At 67.9% G+C, this 23,631-nt stretch carries 21 protein-coding genes; 3 read left to right on the top strand and 18 right to left on the bottom strand.

Going from position 1 to position 23,631, the window contains the following annotated elements; all coding sequences use genetic code 11:
• Positions 1 to 43: 43 nt before the first annotated feature.
• The 18 genes from ACOQFS_RS10890 to ACOQFS_RS10805 all read right to left on the bottom strand — a co-directional run bounded on the left by ACOQFS_RS10890 (position 44) and on the right by ACOQFS_RS10805 (position 18,216).
• Positions 44 to 1,282, bottom strand: a complete 1,239-nt coding sequence (locus ACOQFS_RS10890; protein WP_421562897.1) for an FtsX-like permease family protein — start codon at positions 1,280 to 1,282, stop codon at positions 44 to 46.
• Positions 1,283 to 1,287: 5 nt separating this feature from the next.
• The gene (locus ACOQFS_RS10885) at positions 1,288 to 1,962 is read right to left on the bottom strand and encodes an ATP-binding cassette domain-containing protein (RefSeq protein ID WP_421562896.1); all 675 of its coding nucleotides are present in this window, start codon (positions 1,960 to 1,962) and stop codon (positions 1,288 to 1,290) included.
• A complete protein-coding gene (locus tag ACOQFS_RS10880; protein WP_421562916.1) occupies positions 1,959 to 2,384 on the bottom strand; it encodes a Fur family transcriptional regulator in 426 nt (141 codons plus the stop codon). Before ACOQFS_RS10880 ends, ACOQFS_RS10885 begins: the two co-directional genes overlap by 4 nt.
• Before the next feature lie 223 nt (positions 2,385 to 2,607).
• The gene (gene msrA, locus ACOQFS_RS10875) at positions 2,608 to 3,150 is read right to left on the bottom strand and encodes a peptide-methionine (S)-S-oxide reductase MsrA (RefSeq protein WP_421562895.1); all 543 of its coding nucleotides are present in this window, start codon (positions 3,148 to 3,150) and stop codon (positions 2,608 to 2,610) included.
• A 90-nt stretch (positions 3,151 to 3,240) separates the two neighbouring features.
• Entirely contained in the window at positions 3,241 to 4,104 is an 864-nt protein-coding gene (locus ACOQFS_RS10870; RefSeq protein ID WP_421562894.1) for an isocitrate lyase/PEP mutase family protein, read from the bottom strand.
• Positions 4,105 to 4,108: 4 nt separating this feature from the next.
• The gene (locus ACOQFS_RS10865) at positions 4,109 to 5,536 is read right to left on the bottom strand and encodes an FAD-dependent oxidoreductase (RefSeq protein WP_421562893.1); all 1,428 of its coding nucleotides are present in this window, start codon (positions 5,534 to 5,536) and stop codon (positions 4,109 to 4,111) included.
• Positions 5,537 to 5,544: 8 nt separating this feature from the next.
• Entirely contained in the window at positions 5,545 to 6,180 is a 636-nt protein-coding gene (locus tag ACOQFS_RS10860) for a cysteine hydrolase family protein (RefSeq protein ID WP_421562892.1), read from the bottom strand.
• Positions 6,177 to 8,249, bottom strand: a complete 2,073-nt coding sequence (locus ACOQFS_RS10855) for a hydantoinase/oxoprolinase family protein (RefSeq protein ID WP_421562891.1) — start codon at positions 8,247 to 8,249, stop codon at positions 6,177 to 6,179. Before ACOQFS_RS10855 ends, ACOQFS_RS10860 begins: the two co-directional genes overlap by 4 nt.
• Positions 8,246 to 9,946 carry a hydantoinase B/oxoprolinase family protein gene (locus ACOQFS_RS10850; protein ID WP_421562890.1) on the bottom strand — a complete coding sequence of 567 codons (1,701 nt, stop codon included), beginning with the start codon at positions 9,944 to 9,946 and terminating at the stop codon, positions 8,246 to 8,248. Before ACOQFS_RS10850 ends, ACOQFS_RS10855 begins: the two co-directional genes overlap by 4 nt.
• Positions 9,939 to 10,439: a 3-isopropylmalate dehydratase gene (locus ACOQFS_RS10845; protein WP_421562889.1), complete on the bottom strand. Its 501-nt coding sequence runs from the start codon at positions 10,437 to 10,439 to the stop codon at positions 9,939 to 9,941. The genes ACOQFS_RS10850 and ACOQFS_RS10845 overlap by 8 nt, the downstream gene beginning before the upstream one ends.
• Positions 10,436 to 11,722 (bottom strand): 3-isopropylmalate dehydratase large subunit, encoded by a 1,287-nt coding sequence (locus ACOQFS_RS10840; protein WP_421562888.1) that lies wholly within the window; start codon positions 11,720 to 11,722, stop codon positions 10,436 to 10,438. The genes ACOQFS_RS10845 and ACOQFS_RS10840 overlap by 4 nt, the downstream gene beginning before the upstream one ends.
• Positions 11,719 to 12,681 (bottom strand): tripartite tricarboxylate transporter substrate binding protein, encoded by a 963-nt coding sequence (locus ACOQFS_RS10835; protein ID WP_421562887.1) that lies wholly within the window; start codon positions 12,679 to 12,681, stop codon positions 11,719 to 11,721. Before ACOQFS_RS10835 ends, ACOQFS_RS10840 begins: the two co-directional genes overlap by 4 nt.
• 53 nt (positions 12,682 to 12,734) lie before the next feature.
• Positions 12,735 to 13,472: an ABC transporter ATP-binding protein gene (locus ACOQFS_RS10830; RefSeq protein ID WP_421562886.1), complete on the bottom strand. Its 738-nt coding sequence runs from the start codon at positions 13,470 to 13,472 to the stop codon at positions 12,735 to 12,737.
• Complete coding sequence (locus ACOQFS_RS10825) at positions 13,469 to 14,230, bottom strand: ABC transporter ATP-binding protein (protein ID WP_421562885.1); 762 nt, start codon at positions 14,228 to 14,230, stop codon at positions 13,469 to 13,471. The genes ACOQFS_RS10830 and ACOQFS_RS10825 overlap by 4 nt, the downstream gene beginning before the upstream one ends.
• A complete protein-coding gene (locus ACOQFS_RS10820) occupies positions 14,220 to 15,191 on the bottom strand; it encodes a branched-chain amino acid ABC transporter permease (protein WP_421562884.1) in 972 nt (323 codons plus the stop codon). Before ACOQFS_RS10820 ends, ACOQFS_RS10825 begins: the two co-directional genes overlap by 11 nt.
• Complete coding sequence (locus ACOQFS_RS10815; protein WP_421562883.1) at positions 15,188 to 16,060, bottom strand: branched-chain amino acid ABC transporter permease; 873 nt, start codon at positions 16,058 to 16,060, stop codon at positions 15,188 to 15,190. The genes ACOQFS_RS10820 and ACOQFS_RS10815 overlap by 4 nt, the downstream gene beginning before the upstream one ends.
• Positions 16,061 to 16,155: 95 nt before the next feature.
• The gene (locus ACOQFS_RS10810; protein ID WP_421562882.1) at positions 16,156 to 17,358 is read right to left on the bottom strand and encodes an ABC transporter substrate-binding protein; all 1,203 of its coding nucleotides are present in this window, start codon (positions 17,356 to 17,358) and stop codon (positions 16,156 to 16,158) included.
• Between the two features lie 45 nt (positions 17,359 to 17,403).
• Positions 17,404 to 18,216 (bottom strand): GntR family transcriptional regulator, encoded by an 813-nt coding sequence (locus ACOQFS_RS10805; RefSeq protein WP_421562881.1) that lies wholly within the window; start codon positions 18,214 to 18,216, stop codon positions 17,404 to 17,406.
• A 264-nt stretch (positions 18,217 to 18,480) separates the two neighbouring features.
• On the opposite strand from ACOQFS_RS10805, the gene ACOQFS_RS10800 reads away from it, so the two are divergent.
• From ACOQFS_RS10800 to ACOQFS_RS10790, 3 genes are read left to right on the top strand one after another with little or no spacing between them, the layout of a single operon-like run.
• A complete protein-coding gene (locus ACOQFS_RS10800; protein WP_421562880.1) occupies positions 18,481 to 19,230 on the top strand; it encodes a TetR/AcrR family transcriptional regulator in 750 nt (249 codons plus the stop codon).
• A gap of 5 nt (positions 19,231 to 19,235) precedes the next feature.
• Complete coding sequence (locus tag ACOQFS_RS10795) at positions 19,236 to 20,417, top strand: efflux RND transporter periplasmic adaptor subunit (protein ID WP_421562879.1); 1,182 nt, start codon at positions 19,236 to 19,238, stop codon at positions 20,415 to 20,417.
• Between the two features lie 7 nt (positions 20,418 to 20,424).
• Positions 20,425 to 23,610, top strand: coding sequence for an efflux RND transporter permease subunit (locus ACOQFS_RS10790; protein WP_421562878.1), 3,186 nt, complete (start codon positions 20,425 to 20,427; stop codon positions 23,608 to 23,610).
• Positions 23,611 to 23,631: the final 21 nt, after the last annotated feature.

Here is a 23,631-nt window from a genome sequence, read left to right as displayed (position 1 = left end):
TTGATGAGTCGGCGGAAGGGTGTGCGGCGGATCGTTGCGCCTTTCAGGGCTGCGACAGCAGGTCGGCCACATCGGTGCGATAGGCCTGCATGGCCGGCAGCAGCGCCGCCAGGGCGGCCACGCCTGCAGCCAGCAGCGGCACACCGGCCTCGGCAGCCAGCCAGACGAAGCCCGTCACCGGCACCAGCCCCTGCGCCTGCAGCACCCAGCCCAGCCCGTGCGCCAGGGCGTGGCCCAGCAGCAGGCCCAGGACCGAGGCCATGGCGGCCAGCCACAGCGCCTCCCACAGCACCAGCCCGGCCACGCGGCCCGGGGGCGCGCCCAGCATGCGCAGCATGGCCAGGTCGGTGCGGCGCTCGCGCACGGCGTTCCACAGCGCAATGAACACGCTGAGCGCCGCCACGGCCAGCAGCACGCCACCAAAGGCGCGCAGCACATCGGCGCCCACGCCCAGCAGGCGCAGCAGCCGGGTCACTTCAATCGCCGGGGCCGCGGCCTGCATGCTGGTGCCGCTGTTGATCTGGCGCGGCATGGTCACTGCGGCCAGCGGCGTGCGGTAGCGCACCAGGGCCACGGTGACCTCGCGCTCTTCTTTCAGGATCTTCAGGTCTTCGGCATCGGTGGCGGTGGCCGTCTCGTGCACCAGCCAGACCGATTCGGGGCTGGTCAGAATCAGCCGGTCCAGCACGCAGCCACAGGGCGCGAGCACGCCGCTCACGCGGTAGGGGTGGTCGCCGTGCGCGTGCCCTCCCCCACCCAGGCCGTGGCTGCCCACAAACGTGGCGCCCACCAGCGGCGCACCCGCATGGCTGCTTTTGACGATGCCGCGCGCCACGCTGGCGCCCAGCACGGCATCCATGGGCTGCTGCCACACCGCGCCTTCGGCAAACCGGGCGTCGTAGTGCGCCAGATAGTCGGGCGTGGTGCCTACGATGCGAAAGCCCTGGTAGCTGTCGCCCAGGCTGAGCGGAATCACCTGCGCCACCTGCGGGTGCTTTTGCAGCGCCTGCACTTCCTGCAGCGGAATGTTGCCCGTGGGCACGTCGATGTGGAACACGCCGGCCAATATCAGCTGCAGCGGGCTGCCCTTGGCGCCCACCACCAGGTCGATGCCCTCCAGGTCGCGCTCGAAAGCCTGGTCGAGCTGCGTGGCCACCAGCAGCACCAGCGTGATGGCCCCCAGGCCCAGCGTGAGCACCAGCAGGTTGAGCACCGCCGCCAGCGGGCGCGACCACAGGTAGCGCCACGACAGCCGGGCGAGCTTGAGTGCTCCAAAATTCATAGCTGCTAGCCCTTGCCCAGCAAGCGCTCAGGGCCAATTTCATTCAAATCCAGCGTCTGCGCGGCGGCCAGCGCCTGCACCACACGCTGGTCGTGCGTGGCGATCACCAGGCTGGCATCGCAGGCGGCGGCACTCGCCTGCAGCAGGGCCAGCGCATCGGCGGCGGCTTCGTCGTCCAGGCTGGCCGTGGGCTCGTCGGCCAGCAGCAACTGCGGCGCCAGCAGCACGGCCCGCGCCAGCGCCACGCGCTGCGCCTGCCCGCCCGAGAGCTGGTGGGGCTTGCGGGCTGCCAGTTCGGCCACGCCCACCTGCGCCAGCGCGCGGGTGATGGCGGCGTCGTCGCGCGGCAGTCCGGCCGCGAAGTAGACCAGAGCCAGGTTGTCGGCCACGGTGAGTGCGCTGCTGAGGTAGAGCTTTTGCGGCAGAAAGCCAATGTTGCGGGCGCGCCAGGCGTCGATGTCGCTGCCGCGCTGCGTGCCCAGCTCGGTGCCCGCCACCAACAGGTGGCCGCCGCTGGCCCCCCGCAGGCCCGCCACCAGCGCCAGCCAGGTGGACTTGCCGGTGCCCGAACGCCCGCGCAGCAGCAGCGTGCCGCCCTGGCGCAGGTCCACGTCCGGAAAGCGCAGCGGCGCCGCGCCGCCCGCAGCATAGGTGTAAGACAGCCCCCGGGTGCGGATCATGCCGCCGCCCCCGCGCCGGGGTGGGCGCAGTCGGAACACCGCCCGTGCACAGCCACATCCACCGCCAGGTTTTCATGCCCCGCTGACGCCAGCGCCTGCAGCACCTGCTGAAGCGCGGTCTGCACCTGGGCCGAACCCTGGGACAGGCGGAACTGCCGGTGGCAGTCGTCGCATTCAAAGCGCGGGTCTGCCCCCTCCTCGCCCTGCGGCGCGCGCGCATACCGCGTCACACGGGCGGCATCCACCTGCTTGTGCAGCAGGCCGGCGGCGGCAAAGCGGTCGAGCATGCGGTACACGGTGACCTTGTTGACGGCCGCCCCCGCCTCGGCCAGGGCCGCCTCCACCTCGGGTTCGGACAAAGCCGCGTTGGGCCGGGCCTCGTACAGCGCCCCCAGCGCCCGGCTGGCGCGGGTGGCGCGCATGCCGGGGGGCAAAGACCAGGGCAGGCGCGATGGGGAGGAAGGGTGGGCGGACATGGCGGGCAAAGAGAACGCGCTGCCCCCGACGGAGCTGCAAACGCAAACGGGTTGCATTATGCCCGCTCCCCTGCGCGTCAGAACCGCATCGGGGACGGCGAAATGCTCTGCGTCCGATGGCGTCGCGCAGCGGAGGCTGCGAACGACGCAACCCTGGGCTGGCGCAGGCTCACGCCTTCAGGTACTTCGCAAACGTCTTCCTGAACTTCTCCACCTTCGGCCCCACCACAAACGCGCAATAGCCCGCATGCGGGTTCTTGGCGAAGTAGTCCTGGTGGTAGGCCTCGGCCGCGCTGTAGTTTGCAAGCGGCTTCACCTCGGTGGTGATGGGTGCGCCAAACAGCTTGTCCTGCGTCATCTGGCGGATCATCGCGCTCGCCGTTGCGCCGTGCGCGGGGTCTTCGAAATAGATGCCGCTGCGGTACTGCGTGCCCACGTCGTTGCCCTGGCGGTTCAGGGTGGTCGGGTCGTGGGTGTGGAAGAAGATTTCCAGGATTTCTTCGAGGCTGATCTCGTCGGCGTCGAACGTGAGGCGCACCACCTCGGCGTGGCCGGTGTCGCCCTGGCAGATCTGCTCGTAGCTGGGGTTGAGCGTGTGGCCGTTGGTGTAGCCGCTTTCCACGTCGGTGACGCCGCGCACGCGGTCGAACACGGCTTCGGTGCACCAGAAGCAGCCGCCGCCCAGGGTGATGGTTTGCAGGTTGTGGGCCATGTGGGTCTCCATGCAGTTCGGGGTGGGAACGTTGGCGGCATGGTACGCGCCCTTACCTGCCGCAGCGCGGACGGGGGCATTGGCCTTGGGCTACTCGTACTGCCGACCCCGTGCCATCAGTTCGGGCGTGCCGATCAGCGCATTCAGGCCGTCAAAATCCATCATCCGGTCCTTGAAGGGCGCCGTGGTCTGGTGCGCGTGCAGGCTGGCGTAATAGCCCTGCAGCGTGTGGGCCACGGCGCGGGCCGTGCCGCCCGGGAAGATCACGATGCGAAAGCCGCGCTGCTGCAACTCGGCCGCGCTCTGGATGGGGGTCTTGCCCCCTTCGACCATGTTGGCCAGCAGCGGGATGCGGTGGGCAAAGCGCTGGCAGGCCGCGTCCATCTGCTCGGGGGTGCGCAGGGCTTCGATGAAGAGCGCGTCCACGCCGCATTCCAGGTAGGCCTCGGCGCGGTCGAAGGCTGCGTCGATGCCCTCCACGGCCAGCGCGTCGGTGCGGGCCAGGATGAGCGTCTGGGCGCTGCGGCGCGCGTCCAGCGCGGCCCGGAGCTTGCCGCACATTTCGGCCACCGGCACCACCGTCTTGCCGTCCAGATGCCCGCAGCGCTTGGGAAATCCCTGGTCCTCGATCTGGATCATGGCTGCGCCCGCACGCTCAAAGCCGCGCACCGTGCGCTGGGTGTTGAGCGCGTTGCCGAAACCGGTGTCGGCATCGACGATGACCGGAGTGCGCACGCGCTCGGTGATGCGGGCCAGGGTGTCTTCCACCTCGGTGTAGGTGGTCAGGCCCACGTCGGAGCGCCCCAGGCGGGTGTAGGCAATCGATGCGCCCGAGAGGTACAGCGCCTCGAAGCCCGCCTGCTCGGCCACCAGGGCGCTCAAGGCGTCGTACACGCCGGGGGCCAGCACGGCGCGGGGTTCGTGAAGGCGGTGTTGGAGCAATGGAGCGGTCATGGCGTCAAACTGTCTTGGTCGTGATTGCGGCCGCCGTGTGCGCCGCGATGTAGCCCCCGGCCACGGCGCTGAGCAGCCCGTTGCCCGAGAGGTACCCCCACACGGCGTTGCCCGACACGCCGCGCGCGGCGCCACCGGCCGCCAGCAGGTTGGCAAACGGCTGGCCGTCCTGCCCCAGCACGCGGCACTGGGCGTCGATGTCCAGCCCGCCCTGGGTGTGGAACAGCGCGCCGGTCACCCTGACGGCGCAGAACGGTGCCTGCAGTGGACGGGCGAATGTGCGGCGATTGCGGTCATTTTGGCCGTCACCGCTTGTCAGGCTTGAAAGAGTAGCTATCAATTTTGATTCTTCGCAGCCGATCACACGTGCCAGCGCCGGCACGCTGTCGCAGTGCTTGACCGCACCGGCGGCCTCGGCGTCCACAAAGTCCGGAAAGCCGCGCGCCAGTGCCAGGATGGGCGCATCGAACACATTCCACGCCACGCCGCCAGGCTGCGCCAGCACATGCACGGACGCCTCGGAGTAGCCCTGCGTTTCATCGTGAAAGCGCTCACCCAGCGCATTGACCTGGATGCCGCCTTCCATCATCAGCGCCCACGAAATCAGCGCGCCCTGCGGAATGGCCCAAGACCCGTGGCCCTGGTAGCCGCCCAGGTCGGCCAGCCGGGCGCCCAGCGCCCGGCCCCAGGTGATGGCGCTGCCATCGTTGCCGGTGTGGCCGGCGAACAGCGCGTCGCGCATCTCGGGCAGCAGCTCGCGCACCATGACCGGGTTGCCGCCAAAGCCGTTGCAGGCCAGGATGAGGGCGTCGCAGGCCAGGTGCTCCAGCGTGCCATCGGGCCGCTCGCAGCCCACGCCGATCACGCGCTGCTGGGCGTTGACCCACAGCTCGCGCACCGTGGCCTCGGTGATCAGCGGAATGTCCGCCGCCGTTACCGCGTTGGCCAGGCGGCCCATCAGGCCCACGCCGGTTTTCTCAGGCGTGGCGTGCATGCGGCGCACGCTGTGGCCGGGGTACAAGAATCCATCGAGCACCTGCCACTGCAGGCCGTGGCGGTCTTGCAGCGCATCCAGCGCCGGGGCGATGGCCTGTGCATACGCCTGCACCAAATGGGGCGCCGCCCTGCCCTGGGCCTTGGCGCTGATGTCGGCGGCGAACCGAGTCGGGCTGTCGTCGTCAATGCCCGCTGCGCGCTGCGCCTGGGTGCCAGGCGCGGGGATGAAGCCGGATGACAGGGCCGAGGAGCCCAGCGGCGTGGCGTCGCGCTCCAGCACGGCGCAGTCCACGCCGGCGTCGTGCAGCATCAGCGCCGCCGTCAGCCCGCAGGCACCGCCGCCCACGATGAGCACCGGCACATGCGCGTCTTGCGCCACGGTGCCGGGCAAGTGCTCGGCATGGCAGATGCGGGGCGTGGTCGCAGGCGTGAACATGGGTGCATTCATGCGGAAGGGGCCGCAACAGCGGCAGTCACGGCGCCCGCAAAGTCGGCACAGGTCAGCACCTGGGCCACGTTGGCCATGTCGGCCAGGGAGGTGTCGTGCACCTCTTGCTTGAAGGCGGCGCAGCCGTCGGACAGCACCAGCGTCTGGTAGTCGCGCATGTGCGCATCGCGCACCGTGCTGGCCACGCCGCCGTTGGTGACGATGCCGCACACCGCCACGGTGGTGATGCCCGCGCGGCGCAGCACCCAGTCGAGCTGGGTGTTGAAGAAAGCCGAATACGCCACCTTGCACACCGACACATCCACCCACGCTGCGATCTCGGGCACATGGGCCTGTCCGGTGCTGCCGGGGGCAAAGTCGCCGCGCCGCAGAAACGGGCGCAAGGCTTTGAGGTGGGGCGACACCATGGGCTCGCCCTGTGCGTCAGGCCACAGCGTGAACTGGCTGCCCACCACCATGCCGCCCGCCGCCTTGAGTGCCTTGGCCACCGCCGCCACCCGGGGCGGCAAGGCCTGGGCGGCAGCGCTCACCGCGCCGCCGCGTGCGTAGGCACCATCCGGCGCCAGAAAGTCGTTTTGCAGGTCGATGATGACCAGCGCCGTGTGGCGCGGGTCGACAGCAGCGTGACTCATGCCGCGCCCTCCCCGCCGGCCCGCACCAGCAGATTGCCCAGCGGATCGACCGTGGCGCTGAAGCCAGGCTCCAGCCACACCGTGGTGTCGGGCTGCTCCAGGATGGCCGGGCCGTCGATGCGGGTGCCCACGGGCAGGTCCAGCCGTGCGTGGCGCGCGGCGTCCCACCAGCGGCCGGCGTGGAACACGCGCTGCACGCCCAGCGACGGGTTGACCGTGGTGGTCTGCGGGGCCAGCACCGTCAGATCAAACTTGGGGCGCACGCCCACGCGGGCGTAGCGCAGATTCATCACCCGCACCGCAATGCCGTCGAGAACGCGGCCAAAGGCAGCGCGGTAGGCGGCCTCGAACGCGGCGCGGATGCCTTCATGGCTCAGCGCGTCGGCCGCCACTGGCACTTGCACGGTGTGGGTCTGCCCGGCGTAGAGCATGTCCAGCGCGATGATCTCCTGCACTTCGACAAACTTCACACCCGCCGAATCCAGCCGCTGCTGGCAGGTGGCTGCAAGGGTGGCCACGCGCTGGCGCAGGTCGGCCACGTCCAGGTCGGCCAGGGGCTTGTTCAGCGTCTGCACCGCGTCGTGGCGCATGTCGGCCATCACACAGCCCAGGGCAGACGTGACGCCGGGGTAGCGCGGCACGATGCCCGTGCCCACGCCCACTTCGCGCATCATGGCGCACACATGCAGCGCGCCGCCGCCGCCAAAGGGCATGTAGGCGAACTGGCGCGGGTCGTGCCCGCGCTCGATGGACACCACCCGCACGGCGCCCGCCATCTTGGCATTGGCGACCGTGAGGATGGCTTCGGCGGCCGCCATCACGTCCAGGCCCAGCGGCTGGGCGACATGGGTTGCGATGGCGTCGCGCGACTTTTGCGCGTCCATGGCGGCCAGCAGGCCACCGCCCAGCGGCCGGTCGGCAGCAATGCGGCCCAGCAGCACATTCGCATCCGTCACCGTGGGGCGGGTGTTGCCCCGGCCATAGCAGGCCGGGCCCGGGATGCTACCGGCCGACTCGGGGCCCACCTGCAGCATGCCGCTGGCGTCGACCGAGGCAATGGAGCCACCACCCGCACCAATGGTCTCGATCTGGATCATGGGCGAGCGCACGACCATGCCGAACTCGATGGCCGTCTGCGCGGCCAAGGCCGCCTCGCCCTTGGCCACGAGGGACACGTCGAACGAGGTACCGCCCATGTCGCCGGTGATCACATCGGGGAAGCCTGCCGCACGTGCAATGGCCGCGCAGGCGATCACGCCCGCCGCCGGGCCCGAGAGCGCGGTGCGCACGGGCACGTCGCAGGCCGTCTGGCGCGACATCACGCCGCCGTTGCTCTGCACGATGAGCAGCTCGCCGCCAAAGCCCTGCGTGCGCAGGTCGCCCTCCAGCCGCTGCAGGTAGCTGCCCACCACGGGCTGCAGGGCGGCATTGAGCGTGGCGGTGGAGCAGCGCTCGAACTCACGGATTTCGGGCAGCACCTCGCTGGCGGCCGTCACATGCGGGTTGGGCCACACGCTGCGCACGGCGGCCACGGCGGCCTGTTCGTTGGCCGGGTTGGCGTAGGTGTTGATGAAGAACACACAGACGGCCTCGCAACCGGCCTCCAGCAGCGCGCGGGCCTGGGCCTGGACTTGCTCGATGTCCACCGGCGCGTGCACCGTGCCATCGGCCAGCACGCGCTCGTCCACCTCCAGCCGCAGGTTGCGCGGCACGATGGGCTCGAAGCTGCCGCGCAGGCCCCAGGTCTGCGGCCGGTCGCGGCGGCGCATCTCCAGCACATCGCGAAAGCCGCGTGTGGTGATGATGCCGGTGCGTGCCACCTTGCGCTCCAGCAGCGCATTGGTGCCCACGGTGGTGCCGTGCACGATGGTGGCGATCTGCGCGGCCGAGTCAGCCACACGCGCCACACCGTTCATGAAACCGCGCGCCTCCTCGCCCCGTGTGCTGGGCACCTTGACGATGCGGGCGCTGCCGTCGCGCTCGTCCAGCACGAACAGGTCAGTGAAGGTGCCGCCCACGTCCACGCCGACGACGTACGACGCGCCGTCCAAACCCTTGCTGTCGCTCATGCCTTGCCTTTCGCTGCGGCGGGGGCTGTGACGTAGCCCATCGCCAGATCCTTTTCACGCGCTGTCGCGCTCCGTGCAGCCGGGGCGCCGTAGCCGCCACCGCCAGGGGTTTCCAGCCGCACGCGCTCGCCTTGCTGGAGGCGGATGCCAATCATCTTGGAGCGCATGGGTGGCTGCTTCCATTCACTACTGTTTTCATAGCTGAATACGTTGGATGCACCAGCGCTACCGCCCGAAATCCCTTGAGGCGATGCCTTGCCACGTTCACCAAAGATGAACACCTCGGCGTCCTGCTCCAGCAACTCGATCTCATAGATCGCGCCCAGGCCGCCCCGGTGCTGGCCGTCGCCGCCCGAATCGGGCCGCAGTGCCCATTGCGTGAAGCGCACCGGGTAGGCGGCCTCCAGAATTTCGAGCGGCGGAATGGTGGCGGTGGAGATGGGCGCGTTGCCGTGGCTCAGGCCATCGCCATCGCTGTGCCCGCCATGGCCGCCGCCGAAGAAGCTGAACATCACCCAGCGCTGGCCCTTGCGCGCGGCGTCGGTGCGCAGCCCGGCGATGGACAGGGCATTGATGGTGCCGTACGCCTGGGCCATGGCGCGCTGCGGGGCGGCCTGCGCGGCGGCGCTGAAGATCACGTCGATCATGCGCAGGATGGTTTCGGTGTAGCCACCCACGGGGCGCGGCCGTGCGGCGCTGATGACCAGGCCCTCGGGCAGCACAAAGTCCACCGCATCGAGCACGCCTGCGTTGGCGGGCACATCGGGGAACAGATGCTTGAGCGCCACGTAGCACGCGGCAATCGCCGTGGCGCGCGAGATGTTGACCGGCCCCGCGCACTGGGGCGAGGTGCGGGAAAAGTCCAGCGTCAGGCGCTCGCCCTGCACCGTCATGTCGAGCGCAATCGTCAGCGGCTCGTCCTTGACGCCGTCGTTGTCCAGGATGTCACTGAAGCTGTATCGACCGTCGGGCAGCGCCGCGATATGCGACTGCATGAGCTTGACGGCGCGCGTGCGCAGCTCGCCCATGGCCTGCTGCACCTGGGCATCGGCGTACTGGTCCAGCAGGTCGTGCAGGCGGCGCTCGCCCAGATCCAGGGCCGCGAGCTGGCCGTTCAGGTCGCCCCACAGGCTGTCCGGCAGCCGGGTGTTGGCCTTGAGGATGGCGAGCACGTCGTCGTCAAACACCCCGCCGCGCACGATGCGCACGGGCGGAATCTGCACCGCCTCCTGCCAGCATTCGGTGGCGGCCGGGTTGTAGTTGCCGGGCACGTTGCCGCCCACGTCGTGCCAGTGCGCGGCCGATGCCAGAAAGCAGAACAACTGGCCGTTGCGAAAGAACGGGCGCACCAGCTTGAAGTCGTTGGCGTGGGTGCCGCCCTCGTAGGGGTCGTTGAACAACCAGGTATCCCCCGCCGTGATGCCGCCGCGCTCGCCCGCCGCCCGCATGGCCGCGCGCACGGCAAAGGCCATCGCCCCGACAAACACCGGCAGGCCCGACTTGCCCTGCACCAGCGTGTCACCCGTGGTGGCGTCGTACAGGCCGTGGCAGGCATCGTGCGCCTCCGCAATGATGGGGTTGAACGCGCTGCGGTACAGCGTGGCGTCCATCTCGTCGGCGATCTGTTCCAGGCGGCCGCGCAACACGGCCAGGGTGACCGGGTCCATGGGCGGCGGGGTGGGTGTGTGTTCAGCCATGCAGGGGCTCCTTGCCAAAGCGGGCGCGCAGCTGGTTCATCAGCCCACCGGCGCGCACCATGTCCAAAAGAAACGGGGGAATCGGGTCGCAGGCCAGCACCCGCCCCTGGGCAGTGGTGACCGATGGTGTCTGCTCGTTCAGAGTGATGCCCTCCCCCTCCCCGATGGCCTCGGCCTCGGGGCAGGTCAGCAGCAGCAGGCCCAGGTTGAACGCATTGCGAAAGTACAGGCCGCTGAACGACGGCGCAATCACCGCCGCCACGCCCAGGCGCACCAGCACAGCAGCCGCCTGCTCGCGCGACGAGCCGATGCCGAAGTTGGGCCCGGCCACGATCACGTCGCCCTTGCGCACGCCCCCCACAAAGTCGGGGCGCACGGATTCGAGGCAGTGGCGCGCCAGCACGTCAATGCCGTGCTTCATGGCGTGGCCGGGGGCGAGTACATCGGTGTCGATGTCGGCACCCAGCTTCCAGACGCGATGGAGGTTCGTCATGCCAGAACCTCCCGGGGGTCGGTGATGCAGCCACGCAGCGCCGACGCCGCCACGGTGTAAGGCGAAGCCAGGTACACCTGCGCCGTGGGTGAGCCCATGCGGCCCTTGAAATTGCGCGCGGTGCTGGAGATGACGGTGGTGGCATCGCCCACCGTGTCGCCATAGCCCGCGCAGGCACCGCAGGTGGTGGGGAACAGCTCGGCCCCTGCGTCCTGCAGCACCTGCAGCACGCCTTCGGCGCGCGCAGCGGCCTGGTCCTGCTGGCTGGCGGGTGCCACCATCAGGCGCACGCCACTGGCCACCTGCTTTCCGCGCAGCACGGCCGCAGCGGCGCGCAGGTCATCGAGCTTGGCACCGGTGCAGGCGCCGATGTAGGCCACGTCGATGCCCTGCCCTGCGTGCTGCGCCACCGGCGCGGCGTTGGCGGGGCTGTGCGGCGCGGCGACCTGCGGCGTGAGCGTGCTGGCATCAAACGTGTGGCGCGTCAGGGCCGCGCCCTCGTCCGTGCGCCAGGTTTCCAGCCCCTGCAGGTCCGCATCAGACACACCCGCCGCCCGTAGCCAGTCGCTTGTCGTGGCGTCGGGGGCAATCAGCCCGGCCTGGGCACCCAGCTCGGCGCTCATGTTGGACAGGGTCATGCGCTCCTGCATGCCCAGCGCCTGCACGGCCGGCCCGGCAAATTCCACGGCCTGGTACTGGCCGCCATTCATGCCAAAGCGGCCAATCATGTGCAGCATCATGTCCTTGGCGGTCACGCCCGGGGCCAGCTGGCCGCTCCAGTGCATCTGCAGGGTGTGGGGCACGCGCAGCCAGATTTCGCCGGTGACGACGACACCCAGCATTTCGGTGCTGCCAATGCCGAACATGTAGGCGCCAAAGGCGCCGCCCGTGGGCGAATGCGAGTCGCCGCCCACGCAGAACATGCCGGGCCGGATGTGGCCGTGCTGGGGCACCACCACATGGCAGATGCCCTGGCCGTCATACACATGGGGCAAGGCCTGCTCGCGCGCCCAATCGCGGGCGATGCGCACGATGCGGCGGGATTCATCGTCGCGCTCGGGCAGGTAGTGGTCCATGACCAGGACCACGCGGGACTTGTCCCAGATCTGTGCCCCCAGCTCGTCGAGCATGGGCTTGAGGCGCCGGGGGCCGGACGAGTCGTGGAACATGGCCAGGTCCACACGGCAGTTGACGATTTCACCCGGCGTGACGCTGGCACGGCCGCTGGCGCGGGCCACCAGCTTCTGCGCCAGCGTGCTCGGAGAGCGGATGGAAAGGCTCATTCGGGTTTGGCCCCCGAAAACTGCACGACCCTGGCCCAGCGCGGGATCTCGGCCTGCACGAAGCGCGCGAATTCTTCGGGGCTGTTGCCCACGGGAACGGCGCCCTCGTGCTCCAGGCGCTTCTTCACATCGGGCGATGCGATGGCCTGGCGGGCTGCGTCGCTGATGCGCCGAGCCAGTTCGGGCGGCATCTGGCCGGGGCCGAACAGGCCGAACCACGCGCTGGACTCGTAGCCGGGCAGCACCTCCGCAATGGCCGGCACATCCGGAAAGGCCGGCAGCCGCTGCGCACTCGTCACCCCCAGCGCCTTCAGTTTGCCGGCACGCACCTGGGCCTGCGCGTTCCCCACGGCGGCGAACATCAGCTCCACCTGCCCGGCCAGCACATCCTGCAGGGCCGGCGCCGTGCCCCGGTACGGGATGTTCACGATATAGGCGCCCGACTGCATCTTGAAGGCGTCACCTGCCAGATGCAGCGATGAGCCCACCGCGCCGATCGCGAAGTTGAGCTTGCCCGGTTTGGCTTTGGCCAGCGCGATCAGCTCGCGCACATTGTTGGCGGGCAATGAGGGATGGGCCACCAGCACCGAGGGCGAGGTGGCCACGCAGGTCAGGGGCGTGAAGTCCTTGACGGGGTCGAAGGGCAGCGTCTTGTACAGGCTGGCGTTGATCGCATGGCTGGTAAAGCTCATGAGCAGCGTGTTGCCATCAGGTGCAGCCTTGGCCACCGCATCGGCGGCAATGTTGCCGCCCGCTCCGGGCCGGTTTTCGACAATGATGGTGCGCCCCAGAAGGCGCCCCATTTCTTGCGACAAGGTGCGCGCGAGGGTGTCGGTGGAGCCTCCCGCTGGCGCACCGACCAGGATGCGAATGGGCGTGGACTGCGCCCATGCCCGACCGCCGAGAAGTGCGGCAGACAGGGGAGCGACGGCTTTGAGGACGTGACGGCGTTGGATCATGTGGTGTCTCCTGGAATCAGCGTGCAGGCCTCGGCGTGCCTTCGGACAGTTGTCTACATCCCCAGATAGGCGCGCCGCAGATCGTCGCTGCGCAACAGCTCATCCGGCGCGCCCGCAAAGCGGATGCTCCCGTTTTCCATCACGTAGGCGCGGTCCGCGATCTCCAGCGACTGGCCCACGTTCTGCTCGACCAGCAGCACAGCCAGGCCGGTTGCGCGCAGCTGGCGAATCAGGCCGAACATTTCCTCGACCAGCAGGGGCGACAGGCCCAGGGAGGGCTCGTCCAGGATCAGCAAGCGGGGTTCGGCCATCAAGCCTCTGCCAATGGCCAGCATCTGCTGCTCGCCGCCGCTCATGGTGCCGGCCAGCTGGGAGGTGCGCTCCTTCAGGCGCGGGAACGTCGCAAAGACCTTCTCGATGTTGTCGGCCCGGCGCTCTCGCGCCCGGGTGAAGCTGCCCAGCGCCAGGTTCTCGAGCACGCTGAGGTTGGGGAAAATCTTGCGCCCCTCGGGCACCTGGATCAGGCCGGCCTGGACGACCTCCGTGTAGTGGGCACCGCTCAGGTCGGCACCGCCGAAAGCAACGGAACCAGCCCAGGCCTTGTAGATGCCACAGACCACGTTGTTGAAGGTGGACTTGCCCGCGCCGTTGCTGCCCAGCAGGGCCACGGTTTCGCCGGGCTGGACCTGAAGGTCCACACCGCGCAAGACCTCGACGCGGCCATAGCCGCCGCGCAGGCCTGTCACGCTGAGCAAAGGGCTGGATGCCGGCGAAGTACGGGTATTGCTCATGCCGTGTCCTTCGCTGCCGCCGCGCGCAGGCGTGCCGCCGTGCCGTGCCCCAGGTAGGCCTCGATCACGCGCTCGTCCGATGTCACCGCGCCAGGGCTGCCCTCGGCAATCAGCTGGCCCTGGGCCAGCACCCACACATGCTCGGCCAGGTTCATCACGGCCTGCATCACGTGTTCGATCATCAACACGGTCACGCCGCCCTCGGCAATACCGCGCACCACGGGAATCATCTCGGCAATCTCCTGGGGATTGAGGCCGGCCAGCACTTCATCGAGCAGCAGCAGGCGCGGTCGGGTCGCCAGCGCGCGCGCCAGCTCCAGACGCTTGCGGCCGGCCACGGTCAGGTCGGCTGCAGGTTTGTCCAGCTGAGGGGCCAGGCCCACGCGGGCTGCCACGTCACTGGCCAGCGCCAGCGCGGCGCGGCGGCTGGGCTCCTTCAGGTGCGCGCCCACCGCAATGTTTTCGCGCACGGTCTGCGCCGCGAAAGGCTGCACGATCTGGAAGGTGCGCGTCATGCCGAGACGGGCGTTCAGGTGCGGGGCTTGGCCGGTGATGTCCTGGCCCGCAAAGCGCACCGTGCCTGCATCCGGCCGCACAAAGCCCGACATCAGCGCGAACAGCGTGGTCTTACCCGCGCCATTGGGGCCGATGAGCGCGGTCAGCGAGCCTTCTGGCACCGCCAGGCTCACGTTCTGCACGGCTTTCAGGCCCCCGAACGATTTGCTCAGCGCGCTGAGCTGCAACAGTTCATTCGCCATGGCGGCCTCCCGAACGTTTCCACACCGCCACCACCGACTGCCCGATGCCCGCAATGCCACGGGGCAGGAACATCACGATGAGCACCAGCACCACGCCGTAAATCACCATGTTGATGCCCGGCAGCTGGCCGAACAGGTTGCGGGTGATGTCGGCCAGGACGTGCAGCACCAGCGCCCCCAGCACCGGGCCCCAGACGGTGCCGATGCCCCCCACGATCGCGGCCACCAGCGCCTCCACCGAGGTGGCCGAGCCATAGGCGATGCCCGGGTCGATGTACTGGAACACCTGCACGTAAAACGCCCCGGCCGCACCCATGAATCCGCCGGATATGGCGATGGCGCCCATCTTCACGCCGAAGGGGTTGACGCCGATGGCGCGCGCCGCGTCCTCGTTGTCGCGCACGGCCTGCAGCCACGCACCAAAGCGCGAGTTCTTGAGCCACCAGCTGACCAGCAGCGCCAGCGTGACCAGCGCCAGGATCAGATATACAAAGCCCTTGCGCGAGCCGAACTGCATGTTGGAGAGCGACTCCTTGAGCGGCAGCATCAGACCCACACCGGCGCCGGTGAACGGCACCGACAGCGCCAGAATGCGAAACACCTCGGCAAACGCCAGCGTGACCAGCGCGAAGTACGAGCCCTTGAGCCCGTAGCGGAACGACAGACCACCCACGAACAGCCCCACCAGCGCGCTGCCAGCCACCGCCATGGGCAAGGCCATCCAGGGGTTGATGCCGCCCTGCATCTGCGCAATGGCCTGGATATAGGCCCCCGTGCCGAAGAACAGTGCGTGCCCGAACGAGAACTGGCCGCCAAAGCCCCCGAGGATGTTCCACGCCTGCGCCAGCAGCGCCGCGTAGAGCGACATCATCACGAAGTTGAGCAAGACGCCGGAGTCGGAGAACGCCGCGATGGCCGCCACGACGACGGCAAACAATCCAATGCTTGCAAGCTGTTTCATGCCTTGGCTCCAAACAAGCCCTGCGGGCGGAACAGCAGCACGGCGATGAAGATGGCAAAGATGCCGATCTGCCCCAGTGATTCGCCCAGGTACAGGCCGCCGAGCGACTCCACCACGCCGATCAGCAAACCACCCACCAGCGCGCCGGCAAAGCTGCCCATGCCGCCCAGCACCACGATGGTGAATGCCACCAGCACAAAGCCGCTGCCTACCTGGGGGTTCACGTAGTACGCCGGCAGCAAAAAGCACGCGGCCGCGCCCAGGCAGGCCAGGCCGATGCCAAAGCTCATCGCATACACATGGTCCACGTTGATGCCCATGAGCTTGGCGCCGTGTTTTTCCTTGGCCACGGCGCGGATGGCACGGCCCAGGTCGGTGCGACCCACGATCCACAGCAGCACGGCCGACACCACCAGAGCGCCGACAAATGCGACCAGCTTGGGCAAGGCGATCATGGCCGGGCCCACCGCCACGGTGGTGAGCGTGTAGGCCGTCTCGATGGTGCGCGTGTCGGATTTGAAAAACAGCAGCGCCAGGTTCTCCATCACGATGGAAATGCCCAGCGTGACCAGCAGGATGTTCTCGTCCTTGCCATGGCTGGCGCGGTTGATGACCAGGCGCTGCAGCGCGTAGCCCAGGGCGAACATGCCGGGCACCAGGATGGGCAGCGCCAGATAAGGGTCCAGCCCGAAGTGCTGCTTGAGCAGGTACACCGCGTACAGCGCCAGCATCAGCGATGCGCCATGCGCGAAGTTGATGATGTGCAGCACGCCGTAGATCAGCGTGAGCCCGAGCGCGATCAGGGCATAGACCGCGCCGGTCGTCAGGCCGTTCAGGACGGATGGGAAGAGGATGCTGAGCTCGAACATGTGTGTGGAGTCCGGCGTTCGGGCAAAGGCGCGGCCTGGCGCCCCGCGTGGGAGCACCCCGCAGCCCCTGCATTCAGGGCCGAAAGTGGTGGGTGTCAGGCCTTCAGTGGGAAAAGCGGATCCGCTTCGCGGTAGTCGCGCGGGATGATGACCTTGATGTCCTTGTTCAGCACCTGGGTCATCAGCGGCTGCGCCCCCTGGTTCTGTCCATTGACGAACTGGGTCGGGCCGTACGGCATGATGTGGTCGGCAAAGGTGCTCTTTTCCAGCGCGTCGATCAGGGCTGCGCGGTCCATGGACTTGGCGCGCTCCAGCGCATCGGCCAGCAGCCACATCGATGTGTACGTCATGAACAGCTCGTAGCTGAAGAACAGGCCCTTGGCCTCCACCCGCTTCTTCAGGTCTTGTGCGCGCTTGTCCTTGGGGTTGAACCAGTGGTTGCAGTCGATGATGCCGTTGGCCGCGTCCGGGAACTCCTTGACGAACTTGTAACTCGACGCCGCACCGCCCAGCACCGAATAGATGGCCTTGGGCGTGACCTTCTGCTGCTGCATGGTGCGCACCAGCAACGCGTACTCGTTGTAGTAGTTGGCGGGGATGACGATGTCGGGGTTGATCGCCTTCATGCGCAACACGATGTTGTTGAAGTCGCGCGTGGGGTTGGCGTGCTTGACGATCTCCTTGACCTCGTAGCCATAGCCCGGCAGCTCGCGCGCCAGCAGTTGCGCCGTGCCGGTGCCGAACAACGATTCCTCGTGAATGATCATCACCGTCTTGGCCGGCTTGCCGGCGGCGGTGTTCAGCACGTGCAGATTGGCCACGGCCGTCTCGGCGCATTTTCTGTATCCGGGGCCGAAGCGGAATGTGTTTTTCAGCCCGCGTTCGACGATCTGGTCTGCCACCCCCACATCCACGATGTGCGGCAGGTTGTATTTGGCAGCAGCCTGGGTGGTGGCCAGGCAGATGGCTGAAGCAAAGGCACCCACGACGGCCGACACGCCCGCTTCATTCATCTTCTCGACTTCGGCCGCGCCTGCCTGGGGCTGGGACTGCGCGTCGCCCAGCAGCGGTTCGATCTTCGCGCCACCGAGCGCCTTGATGCCGCCCGCCTTGTTGATGTCTTCGATGGCCATCATCGCGCCTTCGCGGCACTGCTGGCCCGAATAGGCCAGTGCACCCGTCACGGGGTGCAGCACCCCCACCTTGACGGACCTGGCCTGCGCGCCGCCCACCAGGGGGAAGGCCAGTGCCGACGCGGCGGCGGCCGACTGGGTCATGAAATGGCGGCGAGTACTCATGGGCATTCTCCTGTCAGGTAGGTTGGGTTGAGGTGGGGAAGGAATTCAGTGGAACTGGGCGGAGAGCTCTTTGCTGACCCAGACCTTGGCGTCGATGCTGCCCACGCGGGACAGCTGCATTTCGTATTCGTAGCGGTCCGGCCGGTACAGGCCGTGCAGCCATTGCACGGGGCGCTCCTGGTCGTCATAGATCAGACGGCGTACCGCCAGCAGTGCAGAGCCCACCGAGACATCAAGGTGCCGCGCCACCACGGCATCGGCCAGTTTGGCCGAAATGGTTTGGTGCGCGCGACCGACCTTCACGCCGGACTCTTCCAGCAGCAACAGGATGGGTTTGCGTGCCAGTTCACGCCGCCCGAACTGGCGGGCGATTTCAGCGGGCACATAGGTGGTGATGTGGGACAGTGGCCCTTCCTTGGTGCTGCGCACGCGTACCGCTTTCTGCACGGAATCGCCCACAGCGAGCTGCAACGCGTCAGCCACCGCACGGGATGCCGTCACGGTATCTACATCCAGCACCTTTACCGAAGTGCGCAGACCCATGCTGACCAGGTTCTCCAGCAGTCCGGTCAAACGGGCGCGGCTGCCTTGCCCGTCGGTACCGTCCACGGTGGCCGGTGCCGCCGCTGGCGCCAATGGCCGAGTGCCTCTGCCGGGCTCGCGCGAAATCATGCCCTCGCCTTCCAGCAACTCCAGCGCCCGCCGCACCGTCACACGCGCCACAGCGAACTGCTGCATCAACGCCAGCTCACCGGGAAGGCCATCGGCAAACTGCCCCTCCTGCAGCTGCTCGCGCAGCACCAGATAGATCTGGTGGTACTTGGGCAGCGGCAGGTTCTTGGCAGACATGGCGGTCATAGTAGAAATAGTTCTAATGTCCTGTCAATAAGACATTTAAGGGCAAATGTTCGTTGTGGGGTAGACATTTGCAATGCGTCCGATTTCAGCGCGGCGGACCTGCCACCTGAAGCAACCCTCGTGCCAAAGCGGACTATCTGCGAATTGCCACGCCTCGCAGCGACGACGCTGAGGGGTATTTTTCGGTAGACGCCAGACGCACCGTTGACGCTGTTCGGCACATTGACTACATTACTAACCGGTCAGTCATTAAGAACACCCGCGTTGCCTTCCTCTGCCCCACCCCCCTCCTCCACCGTTCCGACGGGCGCTGCGGCCGCCTCCAAGCGCGAGCGGCGCAAGGAAGCGCGCCCCGGCGAGCTGCTGGAAGCGGCGCTGGAGCTTTTTGTCGAGAAGGGCTTTGCTGCCACGCGCGTGGACGAAGTGGCATCGCGCGCCGGCGTGTCCAAGGGCACCTTGTTTCTGTACTTTCCCAGCAAGGAAGAGCTGTTCAAGGCGGTGGTGCGCGAAAACATCGCCGGCCGCTTTGCCGAATGGAATGACGAGCTGGAGAGCTTCGAAGGCAGCGCCAGCGACCTGCTGCGCTACTGCTACAAAGTGTGGTGGGAGCGCATCGGCTGCACCAAGGCGTCGGGCATCACCAAGCTGATGATCAGCGAGGCCCAGAATTTCCCCGAACTCACGCTGTTCTACCAGCACGAGGTGATCCAGCCCGCGCAGGCGCTGCTGCGCCGCATCCTGCAGCGCGGCATCGACAGCGGCGAGTTCCGCGCCCTCGATCTGACCCATGTCGCCTATGTGGTGGTGGCGCCCATGATTTTCCTGATGATGTGGAAGCACTCGGTGGGCGCCTGCGTGCCCGAGGGCGCCGGGTTCGTGCCGGAGAAATACATCGCCGCACATCTGGAAGCCCTGCTGCACGGCCTGTGCGCCGCACCGCACGGGACCGGCGTCGTGCCCGCATCGCCGCTTTCCCCTTCTTCTCCCCCCCCTCTTTCTTCTTCTTCGCTCTGAACACCATGAAACGCTGGATCTCCTGGGTGGTGGCTGCCGCCGTGCTGGCAGCGCTGGGCGCTGGCGTGTGGCGTGCCATGGCGGCGCGGCAGGCACAGCAGGCCCAGGCGGCCTCTGCAGCCCGCGCTGCGGCCGCCGCACCGCTGCAACTGGCGGCCGACGAACTGGTGACGGTGCAACAGCGCACGCTGAACCTGGGGGTGCCGGTTTCCGGGTCGCTGCGCGCGGTCGAAACCGCCATGGTCAAGGCCCGGGTGGGCGGTGAACTGCAGGGGCTGACCCTGCGCGAAGGCGACCCCGTGAAGGCAGGCCAGGAGATCGCCCGCATCGACCCCACCGAGGCACGGGCCCGGCTGCGCCAGGCACAGCAGCAGGCCGATGCGGCCAAATCGCAGGTGGACATCAATCAGCGCCAGTACACCAACAACCGCGCCCTGGTGGACCAGGGATTCATTTCGCCCACGGCGCTGGTCACCTCCCAGGCCAGCCTCGAAGCGGCGCAGTCCACCTACCAGGCCGCCGTGGCGGCCGCAGACGTGGCGCGCAAGGCGCTGGAGGACACGGTGCTCAGGAGTCCCATCAGCGGACAGGTGGCGCAGCGCCTGGCCCAGCCAGGCGAGCGCGTGTCGGTCGACGCACGCATCGTCGAGGTGGTCGACCTGTCGCGCCTGGAGCTTGAAGCGCTGATCACCCCGGCCGATTCCGTGGCCGTGCGCGTGGGCCAGACGGCGCAGCTGTCGATCGAGGGCGTCCCCGCGCCCGTGACCGCCACCGTGGCCCGCATCAGCCCGAGCGCCCAGGCCGGCAGCCGCACCGTGCCCGTGTTTCTGCGCATCGAACAGCCGGCGGGCGCTGCAGCCCTGCGCCAGGGGCTGTTTGTGCAAGGCACGCTGGCCACCGGCCGCGCCGAGGTGCTGGCGGTGCCGCTGGACGCCGTGCGCACCGATAAGCCCACCCCGTACCTGCAGGCCGTGCAAGACGGCCGTGTGGCCCATGTGCCCGTGAAGCTGGGCCTGCGCACGGTGGCAGACGGCCAGACGCTGGTGGCCGTGGAAGGAGCGCCTGCGGGCACCCAGGCCATTGCCGGGCGCATCGGCCCGTTGCGTGAAGGCACTGCCGTGGCCGCCGGGGCCGCAGTCGCAGCGCGCCCCGCCGCCAGTGCGGCAGCATCGGCCGCCAAGCCCTGACCGCGCCATGTGGTTCACCCAAGTCAGCCTGAAGAACCCCGTGTTCGCCACGATGGTGATGCTTGCCATCGTCGTGCTCGGCCTGTTTTCGTACCAGCGCCTCAAGGTCGATCAGTTTCCCAACATCGATTTCCCCGTCGTGGTGGTCACCGTGGACTACCCGGGTGCCTCGCCCGAGATCGTGGAGAGCGAGGTCACCAAGAAAATCGAGGAAGGCGTCAATTCGATTGCCGGTATCAACGCCCTCACCTCGCGCAGCTATGAGGGCACGGCCGTCGTCATCATCGAGTTCCAGCTGCACATCGACGGCCGCAAGGCCGCCGAGGACGTGCGCGAGAAGGTGGCCACCGTGCGCCCCACCCTGCGCACCGAAGTCAAGGAGCCGCGCGTGCTGCGCTTTGACCCCGCGAGCCGCGCCGTCTGGTCGCTGGCCGTACTGCCCGAAGCGGACTCCGGCCGCAGCGCTGTCGAGCTGACCACCTGGTCCGAGCAGGTGCTGAAAAAACGACTGGAGAACGTGCGCGGCGTGGGCGCCGTGAACCTGGTGGGTGCCACCAAGCGCGAGATCAACATCTATCTGAACCCGCAGGCGCTCGAAGCCTTCGGCGTCACGCCCGACCAGGTCGCGCAAGCCGTGCGCAGCGAAAACCAGGACCTGCCCGTGGGCGCGATCCGCTCGCTGGCGCAGGAGCGTGTGGTGCAGATCGACGCACGCATGCAGCGTCCCGAGGACTTCGGCCGCATCATCGTCGCCCGCAAGAACGGGGCCCCGGTGCGCCTGGACCAGGTCGCCCGCGTGAACGACGGTGCGCAAGAGGTGGAAAGCCTGGCCCTCTACAACGGCCAGCGCACGCTGCTGCTGTCGGTGCAGAAGTCGCAGGGCGAGAACACCATCGAGGTGGTGGACGGCCTGAACGCGGCCGTGGCCGAGCTGAAGAACCAGCTGCCCCCGGGCGTGCGGCTCGAAACCATCGGCGACAGCTCGCGCCCCATCCGCGTGGCGGTGAACAACGTGCGCCAGACGCTGATCGAAGGCGCGGTGCTCACGGTGCTCATCGTGTTTTTGTTCCTGAACTCCTGGCGCTCCACCGTCATCACGGGGCTCACCCTGCCCATCGCGCTGATCGGCACCTTTTTGTTCATGAACATGTTCGGCTTCACCATCAACATGATCACGCTGATGGCGCTGAGCCTGTGCGTGGGCCTGTTGATCGACGACGCCATCGTGGTGCGCGAGAACATCGTGCGCCACGTGCAGATGGGCAAGGGCGCCTACGCTGCCGCCATGGACGGTACGCAGGAGATCGGCCTCGCGGTGCTGGCCACCACGCTGTCCATCGTGGCGGTGTTCATGCCCATCGGCTTCATGGGCGGCATCATCGGCAAGTTTTTCCACGAATTCGGCATCACCATCGTGGCGGCGGTGATGATCTCGATGTTCGTGAGCTTCACGCTCGACCCCATGCTGTCGAGCGTGTGGCATGACCCGAGCATCCACGCGCACGGGCAGCGCACCCAGCCCGTCACCTTCTACGACAAGACCGTCGGGCGCGTGACCGGCTGGTTCGACCGCGCCACAGATTCGCTGGCCGAGGGCTACCAGCACATCCTGCGGTGGTCACTGGTGCACAAGCTGGCCACCATGGGCATCGCGCTGGCCATCTTTGTGCTGAGCATCTTCATGGTGCCACTGCTGGGCACCGAATTCGTGCCCAAGGCCGATTTTTCCGAGACCAGCCTCAATTTCTACACCCCCGTGGGCTCGTCGCTGGAGGCCACCGAGGCCAAGGCGAAGCAGGTGGAAGGCATCCTGCGCGAGATGCCCGAGGTGCGCTACACCCTGGCCACCATCAACACCGGCAGCGCCCAGGGCAAGATCTACGCCAATATCTACGTGCGCCTGGTGGACCGCAAGGACCGCAGCCGCAGCGTGGACCAGATGTCCGACGTGCTGCGCGAACGCCTGAAGACCGTGCCCGGCATCACCATCACCCATGTGGGACTGCTGGACGCCGTGGGCGGCCAAAAGCAGGTGGAGTTCTCGCTGCAGGGCCCGGACCTGCAGGAGCTGGAGCGCCTGACCCAGGTGGTCACCGAAAAGATCCGCGACATCCCCGGCCTGGTGGACCTGGACACCAGCCTCAAGCCCAACAAGCCGGTGATCGCGCTGGAAGTGAAGCGCGACGTGGCGTCGGACCTGGGCCTGTCGGTGGCGCCCATGGCGGCGTCGCTGCGCACGCTGGTGGCAGGCAGCACGGTGGGCAACTGGCGCGCGCCCGACGACCAGACCTACGACGTGAACGTGCGCCTCGCACCCGAGGCCCGCACGGCGCCGCAGGACCTGGAGCGCCTGCCGTTCTCGCTCACGGGCGCCGACGGCAGCACGCGCATCGTGCGCCTGAACCAAGTGGCCACGGTGACCGAGTCCACCGGCGCCAACCAGATCAACCGACGCGACCTGACCCGCGAAGTGGCCGTGAACGCCAACGTGGCGCGGCGCTCTGCGGGCGAGGTGTCGAACGACATCAAGAAGGCGCTGGACACCGTGGCCTTCCCGCCCGGCTACCGTTACCAGTTTGGCGGCTCGACCAAGAACATGGCCGAATCGTTTGGCTACGCCATCTCGGCGCTGGCCATGGCCATCATCTTCATCTACATGATCCTGGCGAGCCAGTTCAAGAGCTTCCTGCAGCCGCTCGCGCTCATGACCTCGCTGCCGCTCACGCTGATCGGCGTGGTGCTGGCGCTGCTGATGTTCGGCTCCACGCTGTCGATGTTCTCCATCATCGGCGTGGTGATGCTGATGGGGCTGGTCACCAAAAACGCCATCCTGCTGGTGGACTTTGCCATCCGCGCCCGCGAGGAACACCTGGACGACGAGGGCCGCATGGTGCCCGGCCTGCCCCGCGCCGACGCCCTGCTGCTGGCGGCGCGCGTCCGGCTGCGCCCCATCCTCATGACCACGCTGGCCATGATCTTCGGCATGGTGCCGCTGGCGTTTGCGCTGTCGGAAGGCTCGGAGCAGCGCGCCCCCATGGGGCAGGCGGTGATCGGCGGGGTCATCACGTCATCGCTGCTCACCCTGGTGGTGGTGCCCGTGGTGTATTGCTACATGGACGACCTGGCCGCCTGGGCGCGCCGCAAGTTCGGGTCGGCACACGCAACGCCCCCTAAAATCGAGGGTTTGTCCTGACCCACGCCCTCCCCGGGAGAA

It is taken from the genome of Paracidovorax sp. MALMAid1276 (genome assembly GCF_049198005.1).
In the GTDB taxonomy this organism is placed as follows: Bacteria; Pseudomonadota; Gammaproteobacteria; order Burkholderiales; family Burkholderiaceae_C; genus Acidovorax.
The sequence above is the reverse complement of the archived record's forward strand: the minus strand, read 5'-3'. Positions and strand labels throughout refer to the sequence as shown.